19 protein-coding genes are annotated in these 23,897 nt (G+C 73.9%); 9 read left to right on the forward strand and 10 right to left on the reverse strand.

What is annotated here, in order from left to right; translation table 11 throughout:
• Positions 1-13: 13 nt before the first annotated feature.
• A complete protein-coding gene (locus tag WMF33_RS03105) occupies positions 14-643 on the forward strand; it encodes a GNAT family N-acetyltransferase (protein WP_437335739.1) in 630 nt (209 codons plus the stop codon).
• Positions 644-835: 192 nt separating this feature from the next.
• Entirely contained in the window at positions 836-1,783 is a 948-nt protein-coding gene (panB, locus tag WMF33_RS03110; protein WP_061621593.1) for a 3-methyl-2-oxobutanoate hydroxymethyltransferase, read from the forward strand.
• 79 nt (positions 1,784-1,862) lie between these two features.
• On the opposite strand, the gene WMF33_RS03115 is transcribed toward panB, so the two are convergent.
• Together WMF33_RS03115 and WMF33_RS03120 are read right to left on the reverse strand one after the other, a co-directional pair.
• A complete protein-coding gene (locus WMF33_RS03115) occupies positions 1,863-3,974 on the reverse strand; it encodes a VWA domain-containing protein (RefSeq protein WP_437335740.1) in 2,112 nt (703 codons plus the stop codon).
• On the reverse strand, positions 3,971-4,915 hold the full coding sequence (locus tag WMF33_RS03120; protein ID WP_061621654.1) for a DUF58 domain-containing protein: 945 nt from the start codon (positions 4,913-4,915) through the stop codon (positions 3,971-3,973). The genes WMF33_RS03115 and WMF33_RS03120 overlap by 4 nt, the downstream gene beginning before the upstream one ends.
• Positions 4,916-5,180: 265 nt before the next feature.
• Here WMF33_RS03120 and ftsH point away from each other — a divergent pair, with 265 nt between their 5' ends.
• A complete protein-coding gene (ftsH, locus tag WMF33_RS03125; RefSeq protein ID WP_437335741.1) occupies positions 5,181-7,040 on the forward strand; it encodes an ATP-dependent zinc metalloprotease FtsH in 1,860 nt (619 codons plus the stop codon).
• A gap of 30 nt (positions 7,041-7,070) precedes the next feature.
• On the opposite strand, the gene WMF33_RS03130 is transcribed toward ftsH, so the two are convergent.
• The 3 genes from WMF33_RS03130 to WMF33_RS03140 all read right to left on the reverse strand — a co-directional run bounded on the left by WMF33_RS03130 (position 7,071) and on the right by WMF33_RS03140 (position 10,782).
• Positions 7,071-8,495 carry a choice-of-anchor D domain-containing protein gene (locus WMF33_RS03130; RefSeq protein ID WP_437335742.1) on the reverse strand — a complete coding sequence of 475 codons (1,425 nt, stop codon included), beginning with the start codon at positions 8,493-8,495 and terminating at the stop codon, positions 7,071-7,073.
• A gap of 62 nt (positions 8,496-8,557) precedes the next feature.
• Positions 8,558-9,805 (reverse strand): serine/threonine-protein kinase, encoded by a 1,248-nt coding sequence (locus WMF33_RS03135; RefSeq protein ID WP_437335743.1) that lies wholly within the window; start codon positions 9,803-9,805, stop codon positions 8,558-8,560.
• Complete coding sequence (locus tag WMF33_RS03140) at positions 9,802-10,782, reverse strand: LysM peptidoglycan-binding domain-containing protein (RefSeq protein WP_437335744.1); 981 nt, start codon at positions 10,780-10,782, stop codon at positions 9,802-9,804. Before WMF33_RS03140 ends, WMF33_RS03135 begins: the two co-directional genes overlap by 4 nt.
• A 116-nt stretch (positions 10,783-10,898) precedes the next feature.
• Here WMF33_RS03140 and WMF33_RS03145 point away from each other — a divergent pair, with 116 nt between their 5' ends.
• Positions 10,899-11,897 (forward strand): OmpA family protein, encoded by a 999-nt coding sequence (locus WMF33_RS03145; protein WP_437335745.1) that lies wholly within the window; start codon positions 10,899-10,901, stop codon positions 11,895-11,897.
• A gap of 108 nt (positions 11,898-12,005) precedes the next feature.
• Here WMF33_RS03145 and WMF33_RS03150 read toward each other — a convergent pair whose 3' ends face one another.
• The 3 genes from WMF33_RS03150 to WMF33_RS03160 all read right to left on the reverse strand — a co-directional run bounded on the left by WMF33_RS03150 (position 12,006) and on the right by WMF33_RS03160 (position 16,221).
• The gene (locus WMF33_RS03150) at positions 12,006-12,878 is read right to left on the reverse strand and encodes a hypothetical protein (protein ID WP_437335746.1); all 873 of its coding nucleotides are present in this window, start codon (positions 12,876-12,878) and stop codon (positions 12,006-12,008) included.
• 150 nt (positions 12,879-13,028) lie between these two features.
• Entirely contained in the window at positions 13,029-14,570 is a 1,542-nt protein-coding gene (locus WMF33_RS03155) for a glycosyltransferase family 39 protein (protein ID WP_437335747.1), read from the reverse strand.
• Entirely contained in the window at positions 14,563-16,221 is a 1,659-nt protein-coding gene (locus WMF33_RS03160; protein WP_437335748.1) for a helix-turn-helix domain-containing protein, read from the reverse strand. Before WMF33_RS03160 ends, WMF33_RS03155 begins: the two co-directional genes overlap by 8 nt.
• Positions 16,222-16,427: 206 nt before the next feature.
• Here WMF33_RS03160 and WMF33_RS03165 point away from each other — a divergent pair, with 206 nt between their 5' ends.
• Together WMF33_RS03165 and WMF33_RS03170 are read left to right on the forward strand one after the other, a co-directional pair.
• Positions 16,428-17,651, forward strand: coding sequence for a DUF1015 domain-containing protein (locus WMF33_RS03165; protein WP_437335749.1), 1,224 nt, complete (start codon positions 16,428-16,430; stop codon positions 17,649-17,651).
• A gap of 32 nt (positions 17,652-17,683) precedes the next feature.
• Positions 17,684-18,121 (forward strand): rhodanese-like domain-containing protein, encoded by a 438-nt coding sequence (locus WMF33_RS03170; RefSeq protein ID WP_437335750.1) that lies wholly within the window; start codon positions 17,684-17,686, stop codon positions 18,119-18,121.
• Positions 18,122-18,185: 64 nt separating this feature from the next.
• Here the strand turns inward: WMF33_RS03170 and WMF33_RS03175 are convergent, their stop codons facing one another.
• A complete protein-coding gene (locus WMF33_RS03175) occupies positions 18,186-18,761 on the reverse strand; it encodes a hypothetical protein (protein ID WP_437335751.1) in 576 nt (191 codons plus the stop codon).
• Positions 18,762-18,883: 122 nt separating this feature from the next.
• On the opposite strand from WMF33_RS03175, the gene WMF33_RS03180 reads away from it, so the two are divergent.
• The 3 genes from WMF33_RS03180 to WMF33_RS03190 all read left to right on the forward strand — a co-directional run bounded on the left by WMF33_RS03180 (position 18,884) and on the right by WMF33_RS03190 (position 22,383).
• Positions 18,884-19,663, forward strand: a complete 780-nt coding sequence (locus tag WMF33_RS03180) for a glycosyltransferase (RefSeq protein WP_437335752.1) — start codon at positions 18,884-18,886, stop codon at positions 19,661-19,663.
• Between the two features lie 216 nt (positions 19,664-19,879).
• A complete protein-coding gene (locus WMF33_RS03185) occupies positions 19,880-22,018 on the forward strand; it encodes a HAMP domain-containing sensor histidine kinase (RefSeq protein WP_437335753.1) in 2,139 nt (712 codons plus the stop codon).
• Positions 22,015-22,383: a response regulator gene (locus WMF33_RS03190; RefSeq protein ID WP_437335754.1), complete on the forward strand. Its 369-nt coding sequence runs from the start codon at positions 22,015-22,017 to the stop codon at positions 22,381-22,383. Before WMF33_RS03185 ends, WMF33_RS03190 begins: the two co-directional genes overlap by 4 nt.
• On the opposite strand, the gene WMF33_RS03195 is transcribed toward WMF33_RS03190, so the two are convergent.
• Positions 22,371-23,396 carry a squalene/phytoene synthase family protein gene (locus WMF33_RS03195; protein WP_437335755.1) on the reverse strand — a complete coding sequence of 342 codons (1,026 nt, stop codon included), beginning with the start codon at positions 23,394-23,396 and terminating at the stop codon, positions 22,371-22,373. The two genes, WMF33_RS03190 and WMF33_RS03195, sit on opposite strands and share 13 nt — an antisense overlap.
• Positions 23,397-23,897 lie beyond the last annotated feature (501 nt).

Here is a 23,897-nt window from a genome sequence, read left to right on the forward strand (position 1 = left end):
CGCGGAGGCCGGGTTGAAGAGCTCCGTCTGCATCGAGACCCCGCGGCTGCGCCTCCTCCTCCCGCCCCTCGACTTCGCCGGCCGCTACCTCGCCTATTTCGAGCGCAACCGCGAGCACCTCGCCCGGTGGGATCCGCCGCGCCCCGAGGGCTTCTACACCGAGGCGTTCTGGCGCGAGCGCCTCCTCCGCGATCACGACGACTTCGCCGCCGATCGGGCGCTCCGGCTCGCGCTGCAGTGGCGCGGCGCCCCCGACGGCGAGGTGATCGGGGTCTGCAACTTCACCCAGTTCGTGCGCGGCGCCTTCCAGGCCGCGACGCTCGGCTACTCGCTGGACCAGCGCGCCGTGGGCGCGGGCGTGATGTTCGAGGCGCTCGAGGCGGCGATCGCGTACATGTTCGACGCGCTCGGCTTCCACCGGGTGATGGCGAACTACCTGCCGCACAACGAGCGCAGCGGGCGGCTGCTCCGGCGCCTCGGCTTCGTCGTCGAGGGGTACGCCCGCGATTACCTGTTCATCGACGGCGCGTGGCGCGACCACGTCCTGACCGCGCTGACGAACCCGAGGTCCGCGCCGCCGGGCGCGTCGCGGGCGCCGGCAGCGGCGCTCCCCTCCGGCGGCGCCGGGCACCGCCGCGGGTGAGCGGCCGGCGCAAGAGCGGGCGCGCCGCGCCTGCGCCCGCCGCGGCTGCTGTCGTGGATAAGTGTCCAGGATGCTTGGGGATTGTGACCTGGTAGGCCGCGGCCGGCGCGCGCCGCGTCTTGCCCGGGAACGGGCGCGGCCCTAGCCTCTCCGGAGGCGTGGACCGCAGGTGCGGCCGCGACCCGGAGGAACATGTACGGTCCGCAAGGCAATGGTGGGGGCGGCGCGCGCAGGCCCGCGCAGCGCTCGACGAAGGTCACGGTCCCCGAGATCCGCGCCCGCAAAGGGGTCTCGCCGATCGCGATGGTGACGGCCTACGACTTCACGATGGCGCGGCTGCTCGACGAGGGCGGCGCCGATCTGCTGCTCGTCGGCGACTCGCTCGGGATGGTCGTGCAAGGGCACGCGACGACCCTCCCCGTGACGGTCGAGGAGATCTGTTATCACGGGCGCGCGGTGGCGCGCGGCGCGCGGCGCGCCCACGTCGTGGGCGACATGCCGTTCATGAGCTTCCAGCTCTCTCCGATGCACGCGCTCGAGAACGCCGGGCGGATGATGAAGGAGGGCAGCTTCGAGAGCATCAAGCTCGAGGGGGGCGCCGAGATCGCGGAGCACGTGCGCCGGATCGTCGCCGCGGGCATCCCGGTGATGGGCCACCTCGGGCTCACGCCGCAGTCGGTGCACGCGATGGGCGGCTTCAAGGTGCAGGGCAAGGGCGACGAGGCGGCCGAGCGCCTCATCGCCGACGCGCGCATCCTCGACGAGGCGGGCGCCTACGCGATCGTGCTCGAGGCCATCCCGCCGGATCTCGCGCAGGAGGTGACGGCGGCGGTCTCCGTGCCGACGATCGGCATCGGCGCCGGGGCGGGCTGCGATGGGCAGGTGCTGGTCTGCTACGACCTGCTCGGGATGTTCCGCGAGCTGACGCCGAAGTTCGCGAAGCGCTTCGCCGAGGTCGGCGATCAGATCGTGGAGGCGACGCGCGCCTACGTGGACGAGGTGCAATCGCGCACGTTCCCGGCCGCAGAGCACAGCTTCAAGCCGAACGGGCCCCGCCGAGCGGCCGTCGTGCCCGCTGCGCCGGCCAAGCCCGAGTTCGCGCCGGCGGACGAGATCCCCCCGCACTGGCAGACGCACTGAGCGCGGCGGTGCGGCGGCGCGGCGTTTGACGCGCGCCGGCCGCGCCGCGGGCAGGCCGCGCCGAAGGCGGCCGCCGGCCTCAGCCCGCCCGGAGCTCCGCCGCCTCCCGCCGCCCGCCGAGGGCGCGCAGCAGGAGCTCGGCCGCGAGCAGCGCGAGCAGCAGCAGCGCGACATACGGCGACCCGTCGATCGAGGCCGACATGCCGCCCAGCTCGGCCGCGCGGGCGCTCTCGGCGACGCGCCGCGGGCGGAGATCGATCTCGCGCTCCGGGACCGAGACGACGCGCGTCGAGCGCTCGCCGTCGAGGGTGAGCTCGTAGAGCCCGGCGAGCGGGGGCGAGACGCGCAGCCGCCGCTCGACCTCCACGACGGGGAGCGCCTCGCGCCCCGCGGACCCCTCGGCGCGGTCGACCTTCACGCGCTCGACCTTGACGTCGCGGTAGCCGTCGAACGTCCACGTCTCGCCCGCGGCGAGCCGCCGCGCGCCGCCGCGGGCGCGCGCGGCGCCTACGAACCCGTCGAGCAGCGAGAGGAACGCCGGCCGCAGCGCGACGTCGCTCTCCTCCGTGCTGAGCGGCAGCGTCATGAACAGCACGACGCCGCGCCCGAGCGGGCGGCGCACGAGGAACGGGGCGCCGTCCGACCACCGCGCGAGCACCTCGGCACCCTCCGACGCCTCGGCGCCGAGCGTGGCCCGGCCGCGCGGGGCCACGTCGGCGAGGCTGGCCGCGGACGGGCCGAGCCAGCCCGCCGTGGCCGGATCCACCCCGCGCGCCGGGGACGCCGACCAGCGGACGACGCCGGGCACCAGCGGCTCGAACCCGGCGCCGAGCGGCGCGGCGGCGGCGCGCTGGCCGAGCGTGAGGAGCGCGACGCCGCCGCGCTCGACCCACGCGGCGAGCGAGCGGCGCACCTCGGGCGTGAAGCCGGGCGCGTCGTCGACGATGAGCCCCGCGTGCGCGGCCAGCTCGTCCGCGTGCTCCGGGACCGAGGGCAGCGGCCTGATCTGCGCGTCGAGATCGAGCGCCGAGAGCGCCTGCTCCAGCGGCGGCGGGCCGCCCGTCTCGACGTGCGTGGTCGCGGGGTCGACCACGACGGCGATCGACAGCGGGCCGCCGGCGGAGATGATCGGCGCGCGGTCGTCCTCGGCGATCGCGTCGCCGCCGGTGAGCGCGGCGATCAAGAACTCGGGCGTCCCGGAGGGCAGGTCGATCGTGAGCTCCTCGGCGCGCAGCGCCGGATCGAGCGCGACCTTGCCGATCACCGCGTCGCCGGCGCGCACCTCGAGAGACCGCCCCGCGGCGGCGGACGCGCCCGCGGTCGGGGCGGGAGGAGCGGCGGAGGCGGCCGGCGACGCCGCGCCGCCGTCGCGCTCCGCGGCGGGCAGGTCGGGCCCGGGCGCGGCGGCCTGCGCGGCGGTGCAGACGACGCGGATGCGCGCCTTCTGGCTGGATCGATCCGCGCGCACGATCCCGCAGTCCTGCCCCGCCGCCTCCAGCTCCTCGAGCGGCACCCACGTGGCGATGTCGGGGGTGCCCGCGATGGGCGGCGCGCCGGGCGCGCCGTCCGCGAGATCGCTGAGGAGCACGATGCGCTTGTCGCTCTGGGGCAGCCCCCGGAGCAGATCGCGCGCGAGATCGAGGGCGCCGTCGAGGTCCGTGGCGCGGTCCGACGGCGTCACCGCGTCGAGCGCGTCGGCGACGGCGGCGAGGTTGGTCGTCGACGCGAGGGCGACGCGGGCCGGGGCGCCCGCGAGGACGAGCGCCGCGGCGTCGCCGGGCGCGAGCCCGCCGGCGAGCTCGCGCGCGGCCGTGAGCGCGCGCTCGAAGCGCGAGGGGCCGGCGCGCTCCGCGCCGTCGCCGCCCGGGCGCGCGCGCATGCTGAGCGAGTCGTCGACGACGATGGCGAGCGCGACCGACGCGCCGGCCCTGCGGCTGAGCGACAGGTGCGTGCAGCGCAGGAGCGGCGTGGCGCCGAGCACCGCGAGCGCGAGCACCGACACGGCCCGGGTGGCGAAGAGGGCGCGGTCCTCGAGGAGGCTCCGTCGCCGCGCCGTCGGCGGCGTGGGCGGGACCAGGCGCGCGGGCGGGAACGGCCGCTCCTCGGCGCGGCGGCGGCGCAGGAGGTGCGCGGCGATCGGCGCGCCGACGAGGAGCGCGACGAGCAGCGCGCCGAGCGTGACGAAGCTCATCGCCGCACCTCGGCGATCGCCTGCACCAGGGCGCGGACGACGTCGGTCGGGGGATCGGCGCTGGTCGCGCGGAGCAGGCGGCCGCCGCGCGACGCGAGCGCGCGCGCCCAGCCGTCGGCGAGGGCGGCGAGGCGCGCCTTGTACTGCGCGCGGACCGCGCCCGCGTCGGCCTCCACGACGGCGCCGCCCTCGAGCGCGCGGAGGCGCACGTTGCCCTCGAAGTCGAGCTCGGCCTCGCTCGGGTCGAGGACCTGGAGGGCGATCAGCGTGCGGCCGCCGGTGCTGAGCGGCGTGAACGCGGAGAGGGCGCGCTCCGCGCCCGATTCATGAGCGAGATCGAGCAGATCCGAGATGAGCAGGACGACGGCGCCGCGGCGGGCCTTCTTCGCGACGGGCGCGAGCGCGCGCTCGATGGCGCCCGCGTCGCCGCTCCAGTCCTGGGCGGCGGAGGTGGCCTCGAGGGCGCCCACGATCCGCTCGAACGCCTCGCGCCCCGCCATGGCGGGCAGGCCGTGGGTGCCGGCGCCGCCGAGCCACGCGAGCCCCACCGGGTCGCCGGTGGCGAGCGCGACGCGGGCCATGGCCGCGGCGATGAGCGCCGCGTAGGCGAGCTTGGCGCCGGGCGCGCGCCGGCCGCGGTAGGACATCGAGGCGGTCGCGTCGACGCACAGCCAGAGGGCGCGGTCGGTCTCGGTCTCGAACTCGCGCACCATGAGCCGATCGTGGCGGAGCAGGGCGCGCCGATCGAAGAAGCGGAGATCGTCGCCGGGCACGTAGGGCCGCTGCCCGCCGAACTCGACGCCGGCGCCCTTGCGGATGCTCCGGTGCATGCCGGCGTAGACGCCCTCGGCGACGGCGCGCGACTTGAGGCGGAGCGGGGCGAGCCCGCCCCAGTCGATGGGGAACGCGGCGAGCGAGGCGCGGTCGGAAGCGAGCGGCACAAGGGCGCTTCTTAGCCTGGATCCCGGGGGCGATCACCCGGCGGCAATCGTACGGTGGCGAGCGGCGGCGAGCGGTGGCCGAGCGGTGAGGCCGGCGGCAGAAGCGCGGTGGAGGCGCAGTGGAGGCGCGGCAGAGCCGCCGTGAGGCGCGGCCAGGCGGGTCCCGGTCGGGCTCCCCTCCCGCGCCGCTTTACCGTGTGATTTCCCGTTCTTCCGGGGCCCGGGGCTTGCCGTGGCGACGCCCGCCACACATCAGCTCCATGGAATGGCTGACGAGAAAAGGCCGGTGTCGCGCACGTGGCTCGGGTACCTGCTGATCGCCGCCGCGATCCTGGTCTTTTCCGGGATCGTCAAGCCGCCGGGGCCCCCGCTCGTGCCCTACGACGAGGCGGTCGCCGCGGTGCGGCGCGGGGAGGTCGGCGCGGCGGTCGTGAAGCCCGACGAGATCGAGCTCGTCCGCCACGCCGGCGCGCAGCGGACCGAGGAGCACGTCCGCGCGACGCGGCTGCCCGGCGTCGAGGACGAGCCGCTCGTGCGGGCGCTGCTCGAGCAGCAGGTCCGCATCGAGGCGCAGAGCGCCCGGTCCGGGGCGTGGGCGCAGGCGGCGATCTGGCTCCTGCCGCTCCTGCTCCTCAACGCGGCGTTCTTCATGATGCTGCGCCGGGCGGGGCAGGGGGCCGGCGGGCCGCTCGGGTTCCTGCGCAGCAAGGCGAAGGTCTACGACCGGTCCAAGCAGGAGCCGGTGCGCTTCTCCGACGTCGCGGGGGTCGACGAGGCCAAGGACGAGCTCGTCGAGGTCGTCGACTTCCTGAAGGAGCCGTCGCGGTACCGGTCGCTCGGCGGCCGGATCCCGCGCGGCCTGTTGCTCGTCGGGCCGCCCGGCACCGGCAAGACGCTGCTCGCGCGCGCCGTGGCGGGCGAGGCGGACGTGCCGTTCTTCTCGCTGAACGCGAGCGAGTTCGTCGAGATGTTCGTCGGGCTCGGGGCCGCGCGCGTGCGCGAGCTCTTCGAGGAGGCGCGCAAGAGCGCGCCCAGCATCGTGTTCATCGACGAGATCGACGCCGTCGGCAGGACCCGGGGCGGCCTCAGCGCCCTGTCGACCCACGACGAGCGCGAGCAGACGCTCCACCAGCTCCTCGCCGAGCTGGACGGCTTCGACGCGCGCACCACCGTGATCCTGATGGCCGCCACAAACCGGCCCGAGGTGCTCGATCCGGCCCTCTTGCGGCCCGGGCGCTTCGACCGCCAGGTCATCGTGGATCGCCCCGATCTGCAGGGGCGCGAGGCGATCCTCGCCGTGCACGCGCGGCGGGTGCCGCTCGCGAAGGACGTCGACCTCGGGCTCGTGGCGCGCCGCACGCCGGGCATGGTCGGGGCCGACCTCGCCAAGATCGTCAACGAGGCGGCGCTCGCCGGGGCGCGGCGCGGCGCGAGCGAGATCGGCCAGGCCGACGTCGACGAGGCGCTCGACCGGTCGCAGCTCGGCCTCCGGCGCCGCGGGCAGATCATGACCGCGGAGGAGCGGCGGCGCGTGGCCTACCACGAGGCCGGGCACGCGCTCGTCGCGCTCGCGCTGCCGGCCGCCGATCCGGTGGAGCGGGTGTCGATCGTGGCGCGCACGATCGGCGCGCTCGGCGTCACGATCCAGGTGCCGCGCGGCGAGCGCCAGCTCGTCACCGAGCAGGAGCTCGAGTCGCGCGTCACGGTGATGCTCGGCGGCAGGGCGGCGGAGGAGATCGCGCTGGGCCAGGTCTCGAGCGGCGCGCACGACGATCTCGGGCGGGCCACGGCGCTCGTCCGCGAGATGGTGACCCGCCTCGGGATGAGCCGGCGCCTCGGGCTGCCCGCGCTGTCGCGCAACGTCGGCGCGCCCATGCTCGGCGTGATCCAGGAGGAGCGCACGTGCAGCGAGGAGACCGCGCGCGAGGTCGACGAGGAGGTGAGGGAGCGGCTCGGCGAGATGTACCTGAAGGCCAAGCAGCTGCTCGTCGATCGCCGCGAGGGCCTCGAGGCCGCCGCGGAGGCGCTCGTGCTCAAGGAGACCCTGCGCGGCGAGGAGCTGGAGCAGATCGCGACCGTGTCGACGCGCCGGAAGATCTCCGTGGGGTCGCCGAGCGCGGCCTGAGGCGCGCCCCGCGGCGCCGGGATCCGCGGCTCAGGCCGCGCGGCGCCGTCGCCTGAGGCCGCCCGCGAGCGCGGCGAGCGACAGCCCGGCGGCCGCCCACGCCCGGTCGCCCGCGCCCCCGGCGGCGCGGCAGCCGCAGCCGCCGTCCTCTTCCGCGAGCTCGCCGCCGTCCGGACCGTCGTCCGGCGGCGCGACGCCGATCCCGCGCACCGTGATCTCCTGCACCGGATCGTTCGGGTCGTTCGACGCGACGCGGACGGTCGCCGCGAACGCGCCGCCCGCCTTCGGCGCGAAGCGGATCGCGAAGTCGACCGCCGTCTCGGGGTCGATCTCGAGCGCCTCGTCGGCGAGCTCGAAGCTCTCCGGATCGTCGGTCTCCACGGCGACGTCGAGCAGCGCCTCGCCTGCGTTCGACAGCTGGACGATCTCCACGTTGGCCTGCCCGACCTCGACCGGGCCGAAGTCGATCTCCCGCTTGTCCAGCGCGAGATCCGGGAGCGGCACGTGGACGCGCTCGCTCTCGAAGATCCACGCCCGCTCGGTGAGCGGGAAGTCGAGCGGGATGTCGGCGATCGGGATCGACCACTCGCGGCCGAGCAGGCTGACGCTGAACGCGGGGATGAGGTGGAGCGTGCCCTCGTAGCGCACCGAGCCCTCAGGGCGCACGTTGAGCTCGACCGACGGGCCGCCCAGGTACTCCGTGAACGAGGTGCTGCGCTCCTTCGTGATGTCGCCCCCGCTCACCGTCGCCTGATCGAGCGTCTCGACGGCCACGCGGTGGGTCACGTAGCGAGCGTCGACATCCATGGCGACGTCGAGCTCGAACCTCCCCTCGATGCCGGGGATCGAGCCGCCGATGAGGTCGCCGAGGGAGACGGCCGCGAGCCGCTGCGGCGCGGTCGAGCTGGCCATCGCGACGCCCGGCTCCCAGCCCCAGGCGTCGAACGATTCGCTCTCGTGCACCTGGAAGTCGATCTGGGGCACATAAGGGATATCGCCCGTCCACTCGAAGTCCTGGCCGAGGACGGAGATGCTGACGCGCCCCTCCGCGCTGACATCGAGCCCGTAGTCGCAGCTGAACGTGCCTCCGCCCTGGTCGCCGGGGGCCGCGAGCGCGAGCGCCTCTGGCCACGACGCCTCGAGCGCCCCGCTCAGCGAGACCTGCGTGTTCGCGTACACCGCGGCCCGGAGGTTCACTTGCAACGGCGAGCCCGGAGGGACCCAGCCCGTATCGAAATCGAGCTCGAGCGGGATTCCGTCTCTGCGCTGGAAGGTGACCGCGCCCCGCTCGCAATAGAACGGGTCGTCGGCGCACGGCGCAGCGAGCGAGTCGTAGGCCGACGCGGCCGCGGGGGCGAGGAGGGTGAGCGCGGCGGCGGCGCAGGGGAGCGCGCGCCGGGGCCGGGCGGGGCGGGAGGCCTCGAGAGCAGCGTCGCCGGACAGCAGAGAACGCATGATAGCGATTACCACGATCCGCGCGCTCCACGCCATAGCGGTATTCCAGGGGGACAGCGTCGCTAACGTGCCCCGAACAGCGTGCCGACCACGATGCCAGCGGCCGCGCAGAGAATGGCCACCACGGTCCAGAGGAGTCGCTCGCGCGAGGCGCGCTCCGGCGTCGCCGCGGCCGCCGCGCGGCCGCCGAGCGCGTCGCCGCGCGCCGCGGCTCGGCCCGGGGGCAGCGCGCCGATCCCCTGGCGCTCCCGGGGCGGAACCGCGGGAGCGACGTCCGCGGTGGAAGCGTCGTTCTGGGGCGTCGCGGCGTAGTCCAGGCCGGTGCGCTCGAGCCCGAGCTCGGTGATCGAGATGGCGTCCGCGAGGCTCGTGGGGGTGTGGCCCACGACGCGCCGCTCGCGGCAGGCGCGCAGGGCGTCGGCGAAGGCCCGGGCGCTCGGGTGCCGCGCGGCCGGGTCCTTGGCGAGGGCCCTCAGGATGACGGCCTCCAGGCCGGCCGAGATGAGCCCGTCGCGCTTGCCGGAGCGCGGCGGGAGCGGCTGCTCGGTGATATGCGCCGTCATGACGGCGATGGGCGTCCGTTTGCTGAACGGCACGGCGCCGACCACCATCTCGTAGAGGATGCAGCCGAGCGCGTAGATGTCGCAGCGCGGATCGACGTCCTCGCCGCGCACCTGCTCCGGCGCCATGTACTCCGGCGTCCCGAAGATCATGCCCTGCTCGGTGAGCCCGGTCGTCATCAGGTCGCCGTGCACCACCTTCGCGAGCCCGAAGTCGACAACGCGGACGCGGCCCGCGAGCGGCGACGGCGCGCCGCCGCCGGGCGTGGACGAAGGCGGCGCGCCCGGGCGCTCGATGAGCACGTTGGCCGGCTTCAGGTCGCGATGCACCACGCCCGCCGCGTGCGCGGTCTCCAGCGCGGCGCAGATCTGGAGGGCGATCTCGATCGCCCGGTCGACCTCGATCGGCGCGTGCTCCCGCAGGAGCTCCTCCAGCGGGCTGCCGTCGATGTGCTCCAGCGCGATCATGAGCAGCCCGCCCTCCTCGACGAAGTCGAGCATCCGGACGACGTGCGGGCCCTCGAGGCGCTTCAGGATGGCGGCTTCCCGGTGGTAGCGCCGGAAGATCTGCGGCGCGCCGGAGAGGTGCCGGTGGATCACCTTGAGCGCGACGCGCTGGCCGTCATCGTCGCGGGCGGCGCGGTAGACGACGCCGGAGGAGCCCTCGCCGACGACCGACTCCACGGTGTACCGCGACGCGATTCGGTGCCCGGGGGCCAGGCGATCGGGCGCCGGCGGCGGCGAGGTCACCGCGCACCACCCGCGTCCACGGCGTCCGCCGGCGCGGGGTCCGGCGGAGGCAGCCTGAGGTGCTGCTCGGTGAAGGTGGTGCAGGCGCGCACGATCTTCGGGCTGAGCTCGATGGGGTCGAGCCGCGCGGTCGGATCGTGCTCGCGCCACGCGGCGCAGGCGGTCTCGGCGAGCCCGGTCGCGTCGAGCGCGACGTAGGCCTCGAGCAGGTGGCGGTGCAGCGTGGCGATCTGCATCCGGGCGAGATCGCCGTAGCCGAGCAGCCGGCTCGCCCGCGCCACCGCGTCGATGTAGCGGCCGCTCCGCACGTCGCTCGCGAGCTGCGGCAGCTCGGCGTCGACCCGTCGCTGGGCCTCGCGCGCGCGGCCCGCCCCCTCGGAGCGCACGAGCGCGCCGGCGCTCGCGGCCTCGGCCTTGCCCTGGGTCGTGAGCGGCAGATCCGTGAGCGGCACGAGGATCACCATGCCGCGGTGCAGCGTGTCCTTCTTGAAGTGGTTGTACTTGTGGAGCATCCACGCCTTGTCCCGCTTGCCGAGGAAGCGATAGGCGATGGTGAGCAGCGTGTCGTGCTGTCCGACGACGTACCGGAGGTTGTACGGCACGATGATCTCCTGCCCGTCGGTCGGCTCGATCCAGGGCATCGTGTCGTTCGAGAGGGCGAGGACGTCGCTGCGGTCGGCGGCGCCGAGCAGGCGCTCCGCGAGGATCGCCCAGGTCTCGCCGGCGGTGACGCGGTGGTGGCCGAGCGCGGGCACCTCGAGCCGCAGGCCGGGCATGATCGGCACGCCGGCGCCGGCGTCGAGCGCGTTGGCGGCGACGAGCACCTGCTCCATCTGCACGCGCCCGTAGGTGCGCTCCGCGATCTGCGCGAGGGTCTCTCCCTCGCGGACGACGTGCGGGAACGCCGCCGCGGCGCTGGCTACCAGCGTCGTCGCGGCCAGGGCGCCCGCGGAAAACCAAGTTCGCCGAGAGCTCACGCCGGCGAGGGTACCAGGGGATCGCCCGGGGTGGGACGGCTCGTTCGGGGGCGGCCGCGGGACGTTCGCCGCGATTTCGTCGCGCCGACGGTTTCGTGCCAGAGTGCGCGCGACGCATGAACACCACGACGACGGCCGGTAAACTCCCGGCGTGGCTGTCGCGGCGCTTGCCCGCCGCGGCGAGGCTCCTCACGGCCGCCCTGCTCGGTCTGGCGACGCCGGGCTGCCTCGTCCGGCAGGACCTGTACGACCAGGCGCGCGCGGAGATCCAGAGAGAGCGCGAGGCGGGAGCGCGGGCGCGCGCCGATGCCGAGCTCGCCCGCGCCGAGGCGGCGCAGCGGTCGGCGCAGGCCGCCGCGATCGAGGCGGAGCTGTCGCGGCTCGCGGACGATCTCCGTGCGCGCGATCTCCGGCTGTCCGAGGTGACGACGACCGAGGCCGGTCTCGCGCGGCGGCTGGACGAGCTGGCCGCGATGAACGAGGAGCTGTCGGCGCGGCTCCGGAGCGCCGGGCAGAGCGTGGGCCAGCTCGCGAACGAGCGCGGCAGCCTGTCGGCGGAGCTCGCCGAGGCGCGGGCCAAGGTCGACGATCTGCGCCGCCACCAGGCGGCGGCCGAGGCGCGCGCGGCGCGGATGCGCGACGTCGCGAGCCGGCTCCAGGCGACGGTGGACGGCGGGAAGGTCCGCGTCGGGATCCGCGGCGGGCTGCCGCTGCTCGAGATCTCGAGCGACGCGCTGTTCGACGGCGCGAAGACCGAGGTCAAGCCGGCCGGGCGGAAGCTCCTGGCCGAGGTCGCGGGGGCGCTCCGGACGATGACGGATCACCGGTTCCAGGTCGTGGGGCACACGGACGACCGGAAGGCGAGGGGCGCGAAGCGCGCGTCGAGCTGGGACGTCTCGACGGCGCGCGCGGTGGCGGTCGTCGAGGTGCTCATCGAGGGCGGGGTGTCGCCTCAGCGCCTGTCCGCGGCCGGGGGCGGGGAGTTCGCCCCGGTGGCGCCGAACGCCTCGGAGGACGGGCGGGCGAAGAACCGGCGCATCGAGATCGTCCTGCAGGCCGAGCCGGAAGGGGCAGGGAAGGCGCCCGGCGAGGCGGGGGCGGCGGCGGCGCCCTGAGGGGCGCGAGAATTTCGCTCTGTGGCCGGCGTCCCGGCGCGCACCGCGTCGAGGCTGTGCGCGTCGTCGGAGCCGGCGGCGGGGTGGGAGGCCGGTGCCTGGCCGTCCTCAACTCGGATCGTCGAGCACGTCGGCGAGCGCGGCCGCGGTGACGGCTTTCTCGATCCAGCGCTCGAGGCGTTCCGGGTCCTTCTGGGCGACGATGCGCTCGCGTGCGGCGTCTGGCACGGCGATGCCGCGAGCCCGGAGCACGCTCAACAGGGCGCGCACCGCTCCCTCGATGCGCCCCTCGTCACGGCCCTGCGCGACGTACTTCTTCGCGAAATCGCTCTGGTACTCGTAGCCCTTCATCATGGCCTCCAGTGCCCGGCGGGCCGCCTCGTTCAGGGAATTGTACAGGAGATCGTAGTAGAGCCGGGCGCGTTCGTCATCGAGCCCCTCGATCGCGGGCAGCACGGCGCTGGCGATCGTTGCGCCTTGCTCCGTCTCGCCGTGGGCCATCGCGGAGAGCACCCCCAGCTCCGGTCGACGGACCGCTTCCGCCGGGTCCGTCACGACCGGAACGCTGCTGCGACGGAGCACGGGCGGACGCAGGACGAAGCCGGGCACGCCGATCTCGATCGGCTGCGCGCACCAGTCCGCGACGAGGGGGTCGGGCGCGACGACGAGCAGGCCCGCCTGACAGCGGTGCTGATCGCGCGAGACGGTCAGATAGGCGGGCCAGCTAAACGGCTTGTTGTCGTCCTTCCTGAGCTGGACCTCGACGATGATGACGCGCACCGGCTTGCCCGCATCGAGGAGCACGACGACGACATCGGCCCGGTACTCGGCAGGCGTCGTCTCGGTCAGATCGATGGAGGCGACTCGGGCCTCGCTGTAGGTCGGGAGCGCGACACCGAGGACCTCGACGAGGATCTCGGCGGCGAGGGAAGGTCGGTTTCTGAAGAGATCCACGAGGACCTCGTGGCGCATGGAGACCATGGGTGAAGCGCCTTCGCACAGGCCCGGACAGAGGGCCAACCAGCCGGCGTGCGACGATGACGCCGGGGGGCGCCCGGCAAGGCCTCCGTGCGATTCCAGAACGAGCGCGCGGCGAAGCCCGTATTCAATGCATCGGGCTTGCCGCGAGCCTCAACCCATCTTGCGGTCTGCCGCCGGCTGCCCTGCTTCGCGCGTCGCCTCCCCGCGCCGCAGCGCGCACGCCGCCAGGATGCACAGCGCCGGGGTCACGACCATGTGATACCGATCCTCGCCGAAGAACACCGCGTGCGTCAGCGCCACCGAGGCGACCGCGAACGCGAGGTAGCCGACGACGCCCCCGTTCGCGGGCCGGCCCGGCAGCGGCAGCGCCGCGAGGAGCGGGATCGCCACCGCGAGCGGCCAGAATGCGTGCTCGTCCCCGACCACCCCCCACGCCACGAGCCCCAGCACCGCCGCGAGCGAAAGCAGCTGCGCGACGAGCGCCCGCCACGGCCTCGGCCGCGGCAGCGCCACCACCCCGAGTCCCGCGACCGAGAGCAAGGCGAGGTGCGACGTCGTGAGCACGCGGCGCCACGCCGCGCGCCGCCCCTCGGGCCACGCCGCCGGGTTCGCCTCGCCCAGGTACCCGACCGGGAACGACTCGTGATCGAACGTGAAGCTCAGCTTCTGCGGGATCAGGCCCAGCCAGCGAGCTGGATCATTCTTGATCCACCGTAGCCCCTCGGCCATCCAGCAGCGGTCCTGCGCCACCTGCCCGCGCGCGATCGGGCAGCCGTCGCCGGCGCGCAGCGTCTCGAAGCGGCCCGTCGCGCGCGGGAACGCGCCGATGGCGAGGTTCCAGCCGCCGTTCGTGGAGACGAGCGCGCAGCCGTCCATCACGCGGCAGTTCCGGATCGTCCACGGCGCCACCACGGCGAGCGCCGTCGCGGTCGCGAGCGCCGCCGCGAGCGCGCCGCGCCGCCACGCGGCCCGCGCCCCGGCGGCGCCGCCGCGCGCCAGCAGCGCGAACGCCGGCGCGCAGAGCAGGCTCTGCGGCCGCACCAGCGTCGCCAGCCCGAGCGCCGCGCCCGCGAGGATCGCGCCGCGGACCGGCCGCCCGCGGGCCGCGTCGCGCGCGAGCAGCCACGGCGCCGTCACCAGGCCGAGCGCCGCGAGCGGCTCGGTCATCACGAGCGCCGCGTAGAGGACGAGCCCCGGCGAGAGCGCCGCGAGGAGCGCCGCCGCGCGGGCGCGCGCCGGCGTGGTCGCGTACCGGGCGAGGCGATGGACCACGACGACGAGCAGCGCGCCGGTCACCGCGTTCGCGACGGTCGCCACGTGCGGCCCGGCGCCGAACAGCCTGTAAATGAGGCCCAGGAAGCCGCTGTAGCCGACCGGGTAATGGCACCACGGGTGCCACACCGCCTGGCCGCCGACGATGAGATCGTCCGAGTAGCCGAGGCCGGCGGCGATCCGGCGCGCGCCGAAGTCGTAGTAATGGCCGTCCCACACCGGCTCGCGCGCCCACGCGATCGCCACGTAGAGCCGCGGCAGGAGCGCGAGCACGAACGCGAGCGCCGAGAAGGCGAGATCCCCGCCGGCGCCCGGCGCCTCCCCGCCCACGCGCGGGGGCGTCGAGGCCGCCCGGCCCGGTCGCGCCGCCTCGGCGCCAGCGCGCGCGGCCTCGACGCCGGCGCGCGCCGCCTCAGCCATGCTGCCTGGCGCGTGTTCCGGCGGAGATCTCGCGCAGGCGGCGCATGTAGGTCTTCGCCACCTGGGCCGGATCGAGCCGCAGGAACTTGGCGATTTCCTGAACGAATCCCTGGACGTAGACGGGCGCCGGCAGGTCGCCCATCGCCTCGTTCTCGATCGCCTGGAGGTGCGCGAGCGAGATCTTCGTCCGCTGCGAGATGTCGGTGAGCTCGACCCCCTGCGACTCGCGCACCTTGCGCAAGAGCGCGCCGCTGAACTGCGTCTCGGCGTTGATCTCGCGCGCGAGCTCGGCCTGGAGCATCGCGAGCTCGGCCGCGGCGGCGGCGTTCTCGGCGCGCGCCGGGCCGAGCGGCGTGCGCGGGTCGTCCGGGTAGGTCGAGAGGTCGTAGGCGCGGCGGCGCACGGGATCGAGCAGGGTGTCGTGCGCCTCCTCGATGCGCGCCTGCTCCTTCTGAAGCACCGCGGGGCTCAGCACGCTGACCACCGGCAGGCTCCCCTCGCGGTAGATGTCGCGCTGCCGCTTGTAGGCGCGCCGGATCTCGTCGTCGGCGGCCGTCCGGGCCAGGCCGAGCGCCTCGTACAGGGTGGCCGGCGCGGCGCTCTTCGAGGCGGCGGCCAGGGCGCGCGCGTGCGCCTCGGCCGGGCGCGAGTCGCGCGCGGCGAGCAGCGCGAGGATGCGCCGGGCCACGCGCTCGAGGTTGCGCGCGCTCTTCGAGGTCGGGCTGTCGATGAGGAGCGGCTGGCGGCGCCGCGCGGTCAGCCACACCGCGTCGTCGTGCTCGATGTGCCCGAGGTAATCGAGGGAGATGCCGAGGAATCGATCCGAGACGGCGCTCATCGCCGGGCCGAGCTCCAGGTCCGAGCGGTGCCGCGTCTGGCTGACGACGAGGTGCGGCTTCACCCGCGGCAGCTGCGCGGCGGCGAGCGACGCGACCCCCTCGTCGAACCGCTTCACCTCCATGATGAAGTCGCGCGGCGTCGCCAGCGCCGGGAGCGACGAGGCCACCTTCTCGACGAGCCGGATCTTGAAGCGCTCCTTCATGAGCGCGCGGCGCAGGGTGCGCTGGTAGAGCGCGCGGCAGAAGCGGTAGGAGTGCTCGACCGCGAGCGGCTCGGGCGTGGTGACGCAGATGCCGACGTCGGCGTGCAGGAAGAGGTCGAGCGTCGAGGAGCCGGTCGCCGCGCCGAGGCTGACGATGACGTAGTCGACGTCGAGCTCCTGGATCATCTTCATCCAGTAGGCGGCGCGGCTCGGCCGGAGCGGCGTGGCCGTCATCGGGTCGTACGCGGTCGGGACGAGCCGGAGCCCGGGCACCGTGGTCGCGATCGGCTCGGCCTTGCCCTCCTCGATGTCCTCGCGCGTGACGAGCGGCGGCGCCTCGATCCCGAGCGCCGCGTGCAACCCCGGGCTGTAGGCGTCGGTGTCGATGATGATCACGTCGCGCCCGAGCTGCGCGAAGTACACGCCCAGGTTGACCGCGAGCGTCGCCTTCCCGACGCCCCCGCGGCCGCCGCCGACGGCGATCACCCGGCGGGATCGCGAGCTGGAGAACGAGGGGAGCTCGCCCGGCAGGGCGAGGTCGTCGTCCGACGAGCCGGGCGGGAGGGTCGAGAAGCGCGACGGAGGGTAGGACTCACCGGAGCTGGACAAGGTTCCTCTTCGTGCGGCGTGCGGGGGCGATGTCGGGCGGCTGCGGCTGCTCGCGGGACGCGCGTGTCCCCTCCTAGCACGCGCCGCGCGCCGCCATCAGCGCCGACGTCGCCGGGCCACTGCGGGCGCGCACGTCTGTTCGCCGCGCCGGCGTCCGACGCGTGAGCCGTCTCGACGCGCCCCGGCCGTTGGGCTAGTCGCTCGCCGTGTCCACCGTCCGACCCTTCCGCGCTTACCGACCTCCCCAGGCGCACGCGGCCCGCGTCGCCAGCCCGCCGTACGACGTCATCTCCACCGCCGAGGCGCGCGCGCTCGCGGCCGGGGGCCTGCACAGCTTCCTCCGCGTCTCCCGGCCCGAGATCGACCTGCCCGAAGGGACGGACGAGCACGACGACGCCGTCTACGCCCGCGGCGCGCAGAACCTCGCCGACCTCATCGCCAGCGGCGATCTCGCGCAGGACCCGGAGCCGCACCTCTACCTCTACGCCCAGAAGATGGGCGATCACCGGCAGATCGGCGTCGTCGGCTGCGCCTCGGTCGCGGAGTACGAGCAGGACGTCATCAAGAAGCACGAGAAGACGCGGCCCGACAAGGAGGACGACCGCACCCGCCACATCGAGGAGCTCGGCGCCCACGACGAGCCGGTGTTCCTCACGTACCGCGCCGACGCGGGCATCGACCGCGCCGTCGCGGCGGCCACGCAGTCGCCGCCCATCTACGATTTCACGACCGCCGACGGGGTCGAGCACAAGCTCTGGGTCCTCGGCCGCGAGGCGACCGCCGACCTCGAGGAGCGCTTCCAGGCGATCCCGACGCTCTACGTCGCCGACGGCCACCACCGCAGCGCCGCGGCGGCGCGCGTCCACAGGAAGCTGCGCGGCGACGGCGGCGAGCACGACGTCTTCCTCGCCGTGGTCTTCCCGCACGACCAGATGAACATCATGCCGTACAACCGCGTCGTGCGAGACCTCGCCGGCCGCAGCGCGGAGGCGATCCTCGCCGCCCTCGGCGAGCGGCTCGACGTGGCGCCGGCGCAGGACGGCGCGGCCGCGGCCCCCGCCGGCCCGCGGGCCTTCGGGCTCTACCTCGGCGGCCGCTGGTTCACCGCGAAGGTCCGCCCGGGGTCGTTCGACGCGAACGACCCGGTGGCCTCGCTCGATTGCTCCATCTGCCAGGACCAGATCCTCGGCCCGATCTTCGGCGTCAGCGACCCCCGCCGGGACAAGCACGTCGATTTCGTCGGCGGCATCCGCGGCGTCGCCGAGCTCGAGCGGCGCGTCGACTCGGGCGCGTTCACGATGGCGATCCGCCTCTATCCGACGCAGATCGGCGAGCTGTTCGCGGTCAGCGACGCGGGGCTGCTCATGCCGCCGAAGAGCACGTGGTTCGAGCCGAAGCTCCGCAGCGGGCTCTTCATCCATACGTTCTGACGACAGCGCCGCCCGAGGGGTAGACTGCGCCCATGGCGGACATCCAGCGCGTATCACCCGAACAGGCAAAGAAGCTCATCGACGAGGAGGGGTATCTCTACCTCGATGTCCGGAGCGAGCCGGAATATGCGGCCGGGCACCCGAGCGGCGCGCACAACGTGCCGCTCATGCACGCCGCCGCCGGCGGCATGAAGCCCAACCCGGACTTCCTCGACGTTGTCTGCTCCCTCTATCCCAAGGACGCGAAGATCATCGTGGGCTGCCGGTCCGGACAGCGCTCGCTGCGCGCGGCCGAGGCCATGGTGTCGGCCGGCTACACGGCCGTCATCGATCAGCGCGCCGGCTTCGAGGGGCCGCGCGACGCGTTCGGCGCGCTCACCGAGAAGGGGTGGGGGCCCGCCGGGCTGCCCGTCGCGACGACCACGCCCGGCGCGTCGTACGCCGAGCTCCGGCAGAAGGCCGGCCGGTGACGGCCCCACCGGGCCGCCGCAGGCGATGACGACCGCGCGCGGCGATCACGGCCGCGCGCGGTCGTCATCGCCGCAATCCATCGTAATCGAGCGCCGCGCGCTCCACGACGTCCCAGTCGCGGGCGGCCCGCTCCGCCTCGGCGAGCAGCTCCGCGGTGAACATCGACAGCCCCCAGAGGCCGCCCTCGCGCCGCCGGAACACGTAGCGCGTCCCCCGCGCGGTCTCGACGACGGCGCGATCGCCGTCGACCTCGACCCGCGCGACGCCGGAGAGATCCCGGCGGAGGCGGGCGATCCAGCCGAGCCGCGTCGCCATCTCGACCCAGACGTCCGCGCCGTCGGGCGCCTCGGCGTGCGCCCTGTACAGCGCGAGCAGCTTCGAGCGCTCCGGCTCCGGATAGCTGGCCTGAACCCGGTCGCTCGCCTTCTGTCGATGGTCGCGGATTTCGTGGCAGGCGCGCTGCGCCTCATCGTCGAGGGCGCTGAAGGCGGGGCGGACGTCGCCGCGGCCGAGCGCGCTCGCGAGGCGGAGATACGCCCCCTCGGGGGTGGTGTCGCCGGGGTGGCGCATGACGGTGAAGCCCGTGAGCCCGCACGCGGCGGCGGCGATCCCCAGGGCGATGGCGGTGCGACGGTGCATGGCAGGAGCGGCGTGGAGCGGAGCGCGCTCCCTCTACCACGCCCGGGCGCGCACGGGCTCGCCGCGCGCGACGCGGCGCCGAGCGGCGTTGCCGAGGGCCGCGCCTTCCGCTAGGAACCCGCGTGCTCCACGGTGCGCGCGTCGCAGTGGTCATCCCCGCGCGGGACGAGGCCCGGTGGATCGCCGAGGCGGTGGGGGCCGTCCCCGCCTTCGTCGACCACGTGATCGTCGTGGACGATGCCAGCCGAGACAGCACGGCCGAGCTCGCGCGCGGGGCCGGGGACGAGCGCCTCGAGGTGGTCGTGCACGCCGAGTGCCGCGGCGTCGGCGCGGCGATCGTCTCCGGCTACCGGCGCGCTCGCGCCCTCGGGGCCGCCGCCGTCGCCGTCATGGCCGGCGACGGGCAGATGGACCCGCGCGACCTCCCGCGCGTCGTCGCCCCGATCGTCTCGGGAGAAGCCGATTATGTGAAGGGCGATCGGCTGCGGCACCCCGACGTCTTCCGCGTCATGCCCCTCCCGCGGCTCGCGGCCACGGCGGCGCTCGCCGCGCTCACCCGCCGCGCGGCGGGGCTCGACGCCCTCTCCGACAGCCAGTGCGGGTACACCGCGATCTCGTCCCGCGCGATCGACGCGCTCGACCTCGACGGCCTCTGGCCCCGCTACGGCTACCCGAACGACCTGCTCGCCGCGCTCGCGGCGCGCCGCCTCCGCGTCCGCGAGGTCAGCGTGCGCCCCGTCTACCGCGGCGAGGCGAGCGGCCTGCGCGCGCGCCACGTGATCACCATCCTTCTCCTGATCGCCAGGAACGCCATAAGGCACCGCCTGAGCTCATCGGGGGAGCCGAAAGATCGCCCAGGCCAGGACGGAACGCGTGAGTCGGAGTTCGTCGAATCGACATGAGCCATCGCTCAAATAGGTCGACAATCCGCGCATAGGTTCCATAGCAAAGCGGCCTGGCGACCTGACTCATCGGCTTGGCGCGGCGGACCCCACAGGCGCGGACGCCGCAGCCATGCTTCAACATGGGGGGTGACGGACGTGGCGATCAGCCGAGCCGCCTGGTCTAGAATCTGGAATCCGGGGAGGGCGCGGACTCCATCGTTCACACCCCGGGTCGTGGCCTATGCGTTCGGCATCGAGCTGCCGTATAGCCTGCTCGTCCCGGTCGCTCACTTGCGGCTCCTCGGCGTCGTGGATTCAGGGGTCCAGGCGCGCATGCTCGGGATGATCGGGCTCATGTATGTCGTGAAGACGGCGGGCCTCGTCGCGCTGCTCGTCCACATGCTCCGTCCGATCGAGCACCTCCGGCGGTACGCCGTGGGCCACCCCCTCCGGAGCGGCGCGAGCGTCGAGGAGCTGGGCGGCGGCGCGGCGCCTCCGGAGGAGCTCATCCTCGCCGCGGCGAACGCCGCCTATGACACGCCGCTTTCGTTCGCGACGGTCTGGGCCGTCTCCTGGGCGCTCCTGTACCTGCCGGTCACCGTGGCGCTCTACTACATCGCGCCGGACCAGCGCCCGCTCGACGTCCAGCGCGGCGTCGCGCTGGCCCTGTTCGCGCTGGCGCTCTTCGCGGCCGCGCTGCCGCTCGCCTACAGCATCCTCGGCCGCCTGCTCTCGCCCGCCGCCGGCGTCATCTCGCTCATCGCCCGCGAGCGCGGCCTGTCCGTGCCCGGCAAGGGCTACTCGCTCGCCGTCCGCCTCGTGATCCTCGGCGCCTGCCTCGCCATCGCGCCGACGAGCTGGATGGCGGCGATGGTGCTCGGCGAGACGGCGGGGCCCGCCAAGCCCGGCCTGAAGCTCACGCTGGCCATCTTCTCGATGGTCGCGGTCACCTGGGCGCCCGTCTGCGCCGGCTTCCTCGCGGGCGCCCTGGCGGGCCCGTTCCAACAGGTCGCCGCGGTCATCCAGAAGATCGTCCAGCGCGGCGAGGTCGACCGGCTGGAGCGGATCCCGGTCTACTTCAAGGACGAGATCGGCGCCCTGGCGGGCGGCGTCAACGCCATGGTCGATCGCCTGGAGGAGTCGTCCCGGCGCATGCGCAGCTACCTGGCCGAGCGCGAGCGCCTCTTGCAGGACGCGGCGCAGCGCGCGGCGCAGCTCGGGGCCGTGCTGGACAACCTCGTCGAGGGGGTGTTCGCGTGCGACCGCCAGGGCCGGCTGACGATGATCAACGCCTCGGGGCTCAGGCTGCTCGGCCTCTCGGGCCGCTCGGAGGAGGCCGGCCGGACGGTCGAGGAGGTGATGGACCTCAGCCGGATGCGCCACCCCGACGGCCGCGCCTTCACGCGCGACGAGCTGCCGATGGTGCGGGCGCTCGCCGGCGAGACCATCGTGCAGGAGGAGCAGGTGCTCGCGAACGGCCGCGCGGGCCGGGACGTCTTCCTGCGCACCAGCGCGGCGCCGATCCGCAGCGAGGGCGGGGCGATCCTCGGCGCGGTCACGGTCGCCCGCGACGTGACGGAGCTCATGGAGCTCGATCTCGTCAAGGACCAGTTCATCCGGGTCGGCGCGCACGAGCTCAAGACGCCGGTCGCGATCATGAAGGGCTACGCGCTCGCGCTCCTGCGCAACACGAGCGACCTGCCGGCGCCCCGCCGCAAGATGCTCGAGGCCATCGACCGCGGCGCGGACAGGATCAACCGCATCGTCGACGATCTCCTGGCGATCTCGCAGGTCACGCTCGACGTGCTCCAGGTCTCGGAGGAGGACGTCGATCTGAAGGAGCTCCTGGAGGAGACGGTCGACCGCGTGGCCAAGTCGGCGAGCCGCCACCGCGTGCGGCTCTCGCTCGGCGCCGAGCGGCCGCCCGTCGTGCGCGCCGATCCGGAGCGGCTGCGCCAGGTGCTCGCGAGCCTGCTCGACAACGCGGTGAAGTACTCGCCGGACGGCGGCGACATCGACGTCAGCGTCGCCGTGGCCGAGCGCGCGCCGGCGTCCTCGCCGCCGCGCTGCGACGCCGCGCTCTTCTCGCAGCGCCACGGCTCGATCCCCGGCCTGGAGGCGGTCGTGTCGGTGCGCGACCGGGGCGTCGGCATCCCGGCGCACAAGCAGGAGCGGATCTTCGAGCGCTTCTTCCGCGCCCACACGGACACCCGACACGACTACGGCGGGATGGGCATCGGGCTGTTCCTTGCGAAGGACATGATCACCCGTCACGGTGGTCGCATCTGGTTCGAGAGCGAGGAGGACAAGGGCAGCACGTTCTATTTCACCGTCCCACTCAGCAGCGAGGCCCCCGCGGTGGACCGACGATGAGCGAAAGACATGCAAAGACGGTGCTCTTGGTGGAGGACGACGCGGACCTCGTGGCGCTCGTCTCCCTCGTGCTCCAGGAGGACGGCTACCGGGTCAAGATCGCCTGCAACGGCCGCGAGGCGCTGGCCAAGCTGGAGCACGATCTCCCGGATCTCATCCTGCTCGACATGAAGATGCCGGTGATGAACGGCCCGGAGTTCGCGCGCGAGCTCGAGGTCCGTCACGGTCGGCAGGCGCCCATCATCGTGCTCACCGCCGCGGCCGACGCGCACCGGCGGGCGGCCGAGGTCGGCGCGGACGCGTGGCTGGGCAAGCCGTTCGACCCGGACGCGCTCCTCTCGACGGTGAGGCGTTACACGGGGTGAGCGCGGGGGAGCTGCCGCCGCTCGGCGAGGTCGCGCCGCACCTCGGCCCAGTACCGCGCGGGGAACCGGCGGTGATCGAAGCCGGTCGCCCGGAACACCCGAGCGATGCGGGCATAACGGCGCAGGCTCCAGTCTCTCATGAGCTCGAGCGAGGGGTGGAGGCCGCGCGCGTCGATGAACGGCGCCGCCCGCGCGTAGAGCGACGGCATGACCTCCTCGAGCCAGGACCGCATCAGGCGCTGGTATCCGGGCAGCTCGACGCACCGTCCGGAGATCACCTGAGCGCGCGTGACGCCGTGACGCGCGAGCTCCTCCTCGGGCAGGTAGCAGAGGCCGCGATCGGCGTCTTCCTGCATGTCCCGGAGGTTGTTGAAGAACTGGTCGAGCCGGCCGAACTCCCCGGCTGCGTCCCAGTGCTCCTTCGTCAGGAACGGAACCAGCTGGAAGATATGCCCTGACAGCCGCGCCAGCATGGTGTCGTGCTCCTTCATCGTGCGGATGAGGAGCCCGGGAGCGTGGTAGTCGGCGAGGGCGCGCAGGTAGGCGTCCCAGGCGGCGAGCGCGCGCGCTTGCATGTCGTCCTGGTCGCGCCCCGCGCGCGCGGGGGGGTCGTGCCCTGGGCCGCTCGCGTCCCGGAGCCACAGCGCGCGGATGGCCGAGAGCTCGCTCGCGAAGGGGCAGCTCGGATCGACGAAGCCGCGTGAACGGAGCAGCCTCCAGGCCTCCATGAACCGGCTGAAGCGCCGTTGGTGGGGCTCGATGCGCTCGTTCTCGGCGAGGCGGTCGACGATGCGGATCCAGCGGATGCGGTCGAGCCACGCCTGCTTCACGTCCGGCTCGAGGCCGAGCACCCAGGCGGCGTTGTCCTCATCCTTCAAGGCGTCGTCGGACAGCGCGCGATAGTGCGATGAGCCGACGACCGCGGAGATGGTCTGGTAGGCAGTCCGCTCCGACGCCGGCGCCGCGGGGGGCAGGCAAGGCGGTCGGGGGGAGATGGGTTGAATAGGTTTCACGAGGTCGAGTGCCGAACGTTGATGTTGCCTGTTTCCGGTGTCCCCGGGCTCGCGCGTGAGCGTCGGTGATTATGGGCATGGCCCAATCTGGCTACTTGGGATCACCTGTGTTGATGATGCTTGTGGCCCTCTGTCTTGTAGAACTTTCCGCTCCTCCGCCGGATGCGGGGTGACGCCTGCTCGCCTTCCTTTATGAGACCTTATAGTCTCCCAGTCGACGCGGAAATTCGTCGTCCAGGGCACGGGCTCCGCAGATAATGCGCGGATTCCCTGTGTGTTTTGCCCATGTGTTGGGAGCGCGCCGGCAATGATCGTCGGTGTATACCCTGGGCTCATACGTTGTCCAACGGATAAGACCGGGATTGGCTCGACGTTTTCGCTTCTTGGTTGTCCGTCGCGGCGGTCTCTCAGTCGTCCAGGGCAGATGGCCTTTCCGGAGTTCCGGGTGGATGGCTGCTCTGCCTACATGACGTCATGCGGGGCGGCACGCGGGCGTCGCGC

Source organism: Sorangium sp. So ce394 (genome assembly GCF_051474665.1).
Taxonomy (GTDB): Bacteria; Myxococcota_A; Polyangia; order Polyangiales; family Polyangiaceae; genus Sorangium; species Sorangium cellulosum_D.

Excerpts from the sequence above, each read along its gene's own strand:
- panB (WP_061621593.1), top strand. The coding sequence starts at position 836 with ATGTACGGTCCGCAAGGCAATGGTGGGGGCGGCGCGCGCAGGCCCGCG.
- WMF33_RS03145 (WP_437335745.1), top strand. The coding sequence starts at position 10,899 with ATGAACACCACGACGACGGCCGGTAAACTCCCGGCGTGGCTGTCGCGG.
- ftsH (WP_437335741.1), top strand. The coding sequence starts at position 5,181 with ATGGCTGACGAGAAAAGGCCGGTGTCGCGCACGTGGCTCGGGTACCTG.
- WMF33_RS03170 (WP_437335750.1), top strand. The coding sequence starts at position 17,684 with ATGGCGGACATCCAGCGCGTATCACCCGAACAGGCAAAGAAGCTCATC.
- WMF33_RS03190 (WP_437335754.1), top strand. The coding sequence starts at position 22,015 with ATGAGCGAAAGACATGCAAAGACGGTGCTCTTGGTGGAGGACGACGCG.
- WMF33_RS03155 (WP_437335747.1), bottom strand. The coding sequence starts at position 14,570 with ATGGCTGAGGCGGCGCGCGCCGGCGTCGAGGCCGCGCGCGCTGGCGCC.
- WMF33_RS03115 (WP_437335740.1), bottom strand. The coding sequence starts at position 3,974 with ATGAGCTTCGTCACGCTCGGCGCGCTGCTCGTCGCGCTCCTCGTCGGC.
- WMF33_RS03130 (WP_437335742.1), bottom strand. The coding sequence starts at position 8,495 with ATGCGTTCTCTGCTGTCCGGCGACGCTGCTCTCGAGGCCTCCCGCCCC.
- WMF33_RS03150 (WP_437335746.1), bottom strand. The coding sequence starts at position 12,878 with ATGGTCTCCATGCGCCACGAGGTCCTCGTGGATCTCTTCAGAAACCGA.
- WMF33_RS03175 (WP_437335751.1), bottom strand. The coding sequence starts at position 18,761 with ATGCACCGTCGCACCGCCATCGCCCTGGGGATCGCCGCCGCCGCGTGC.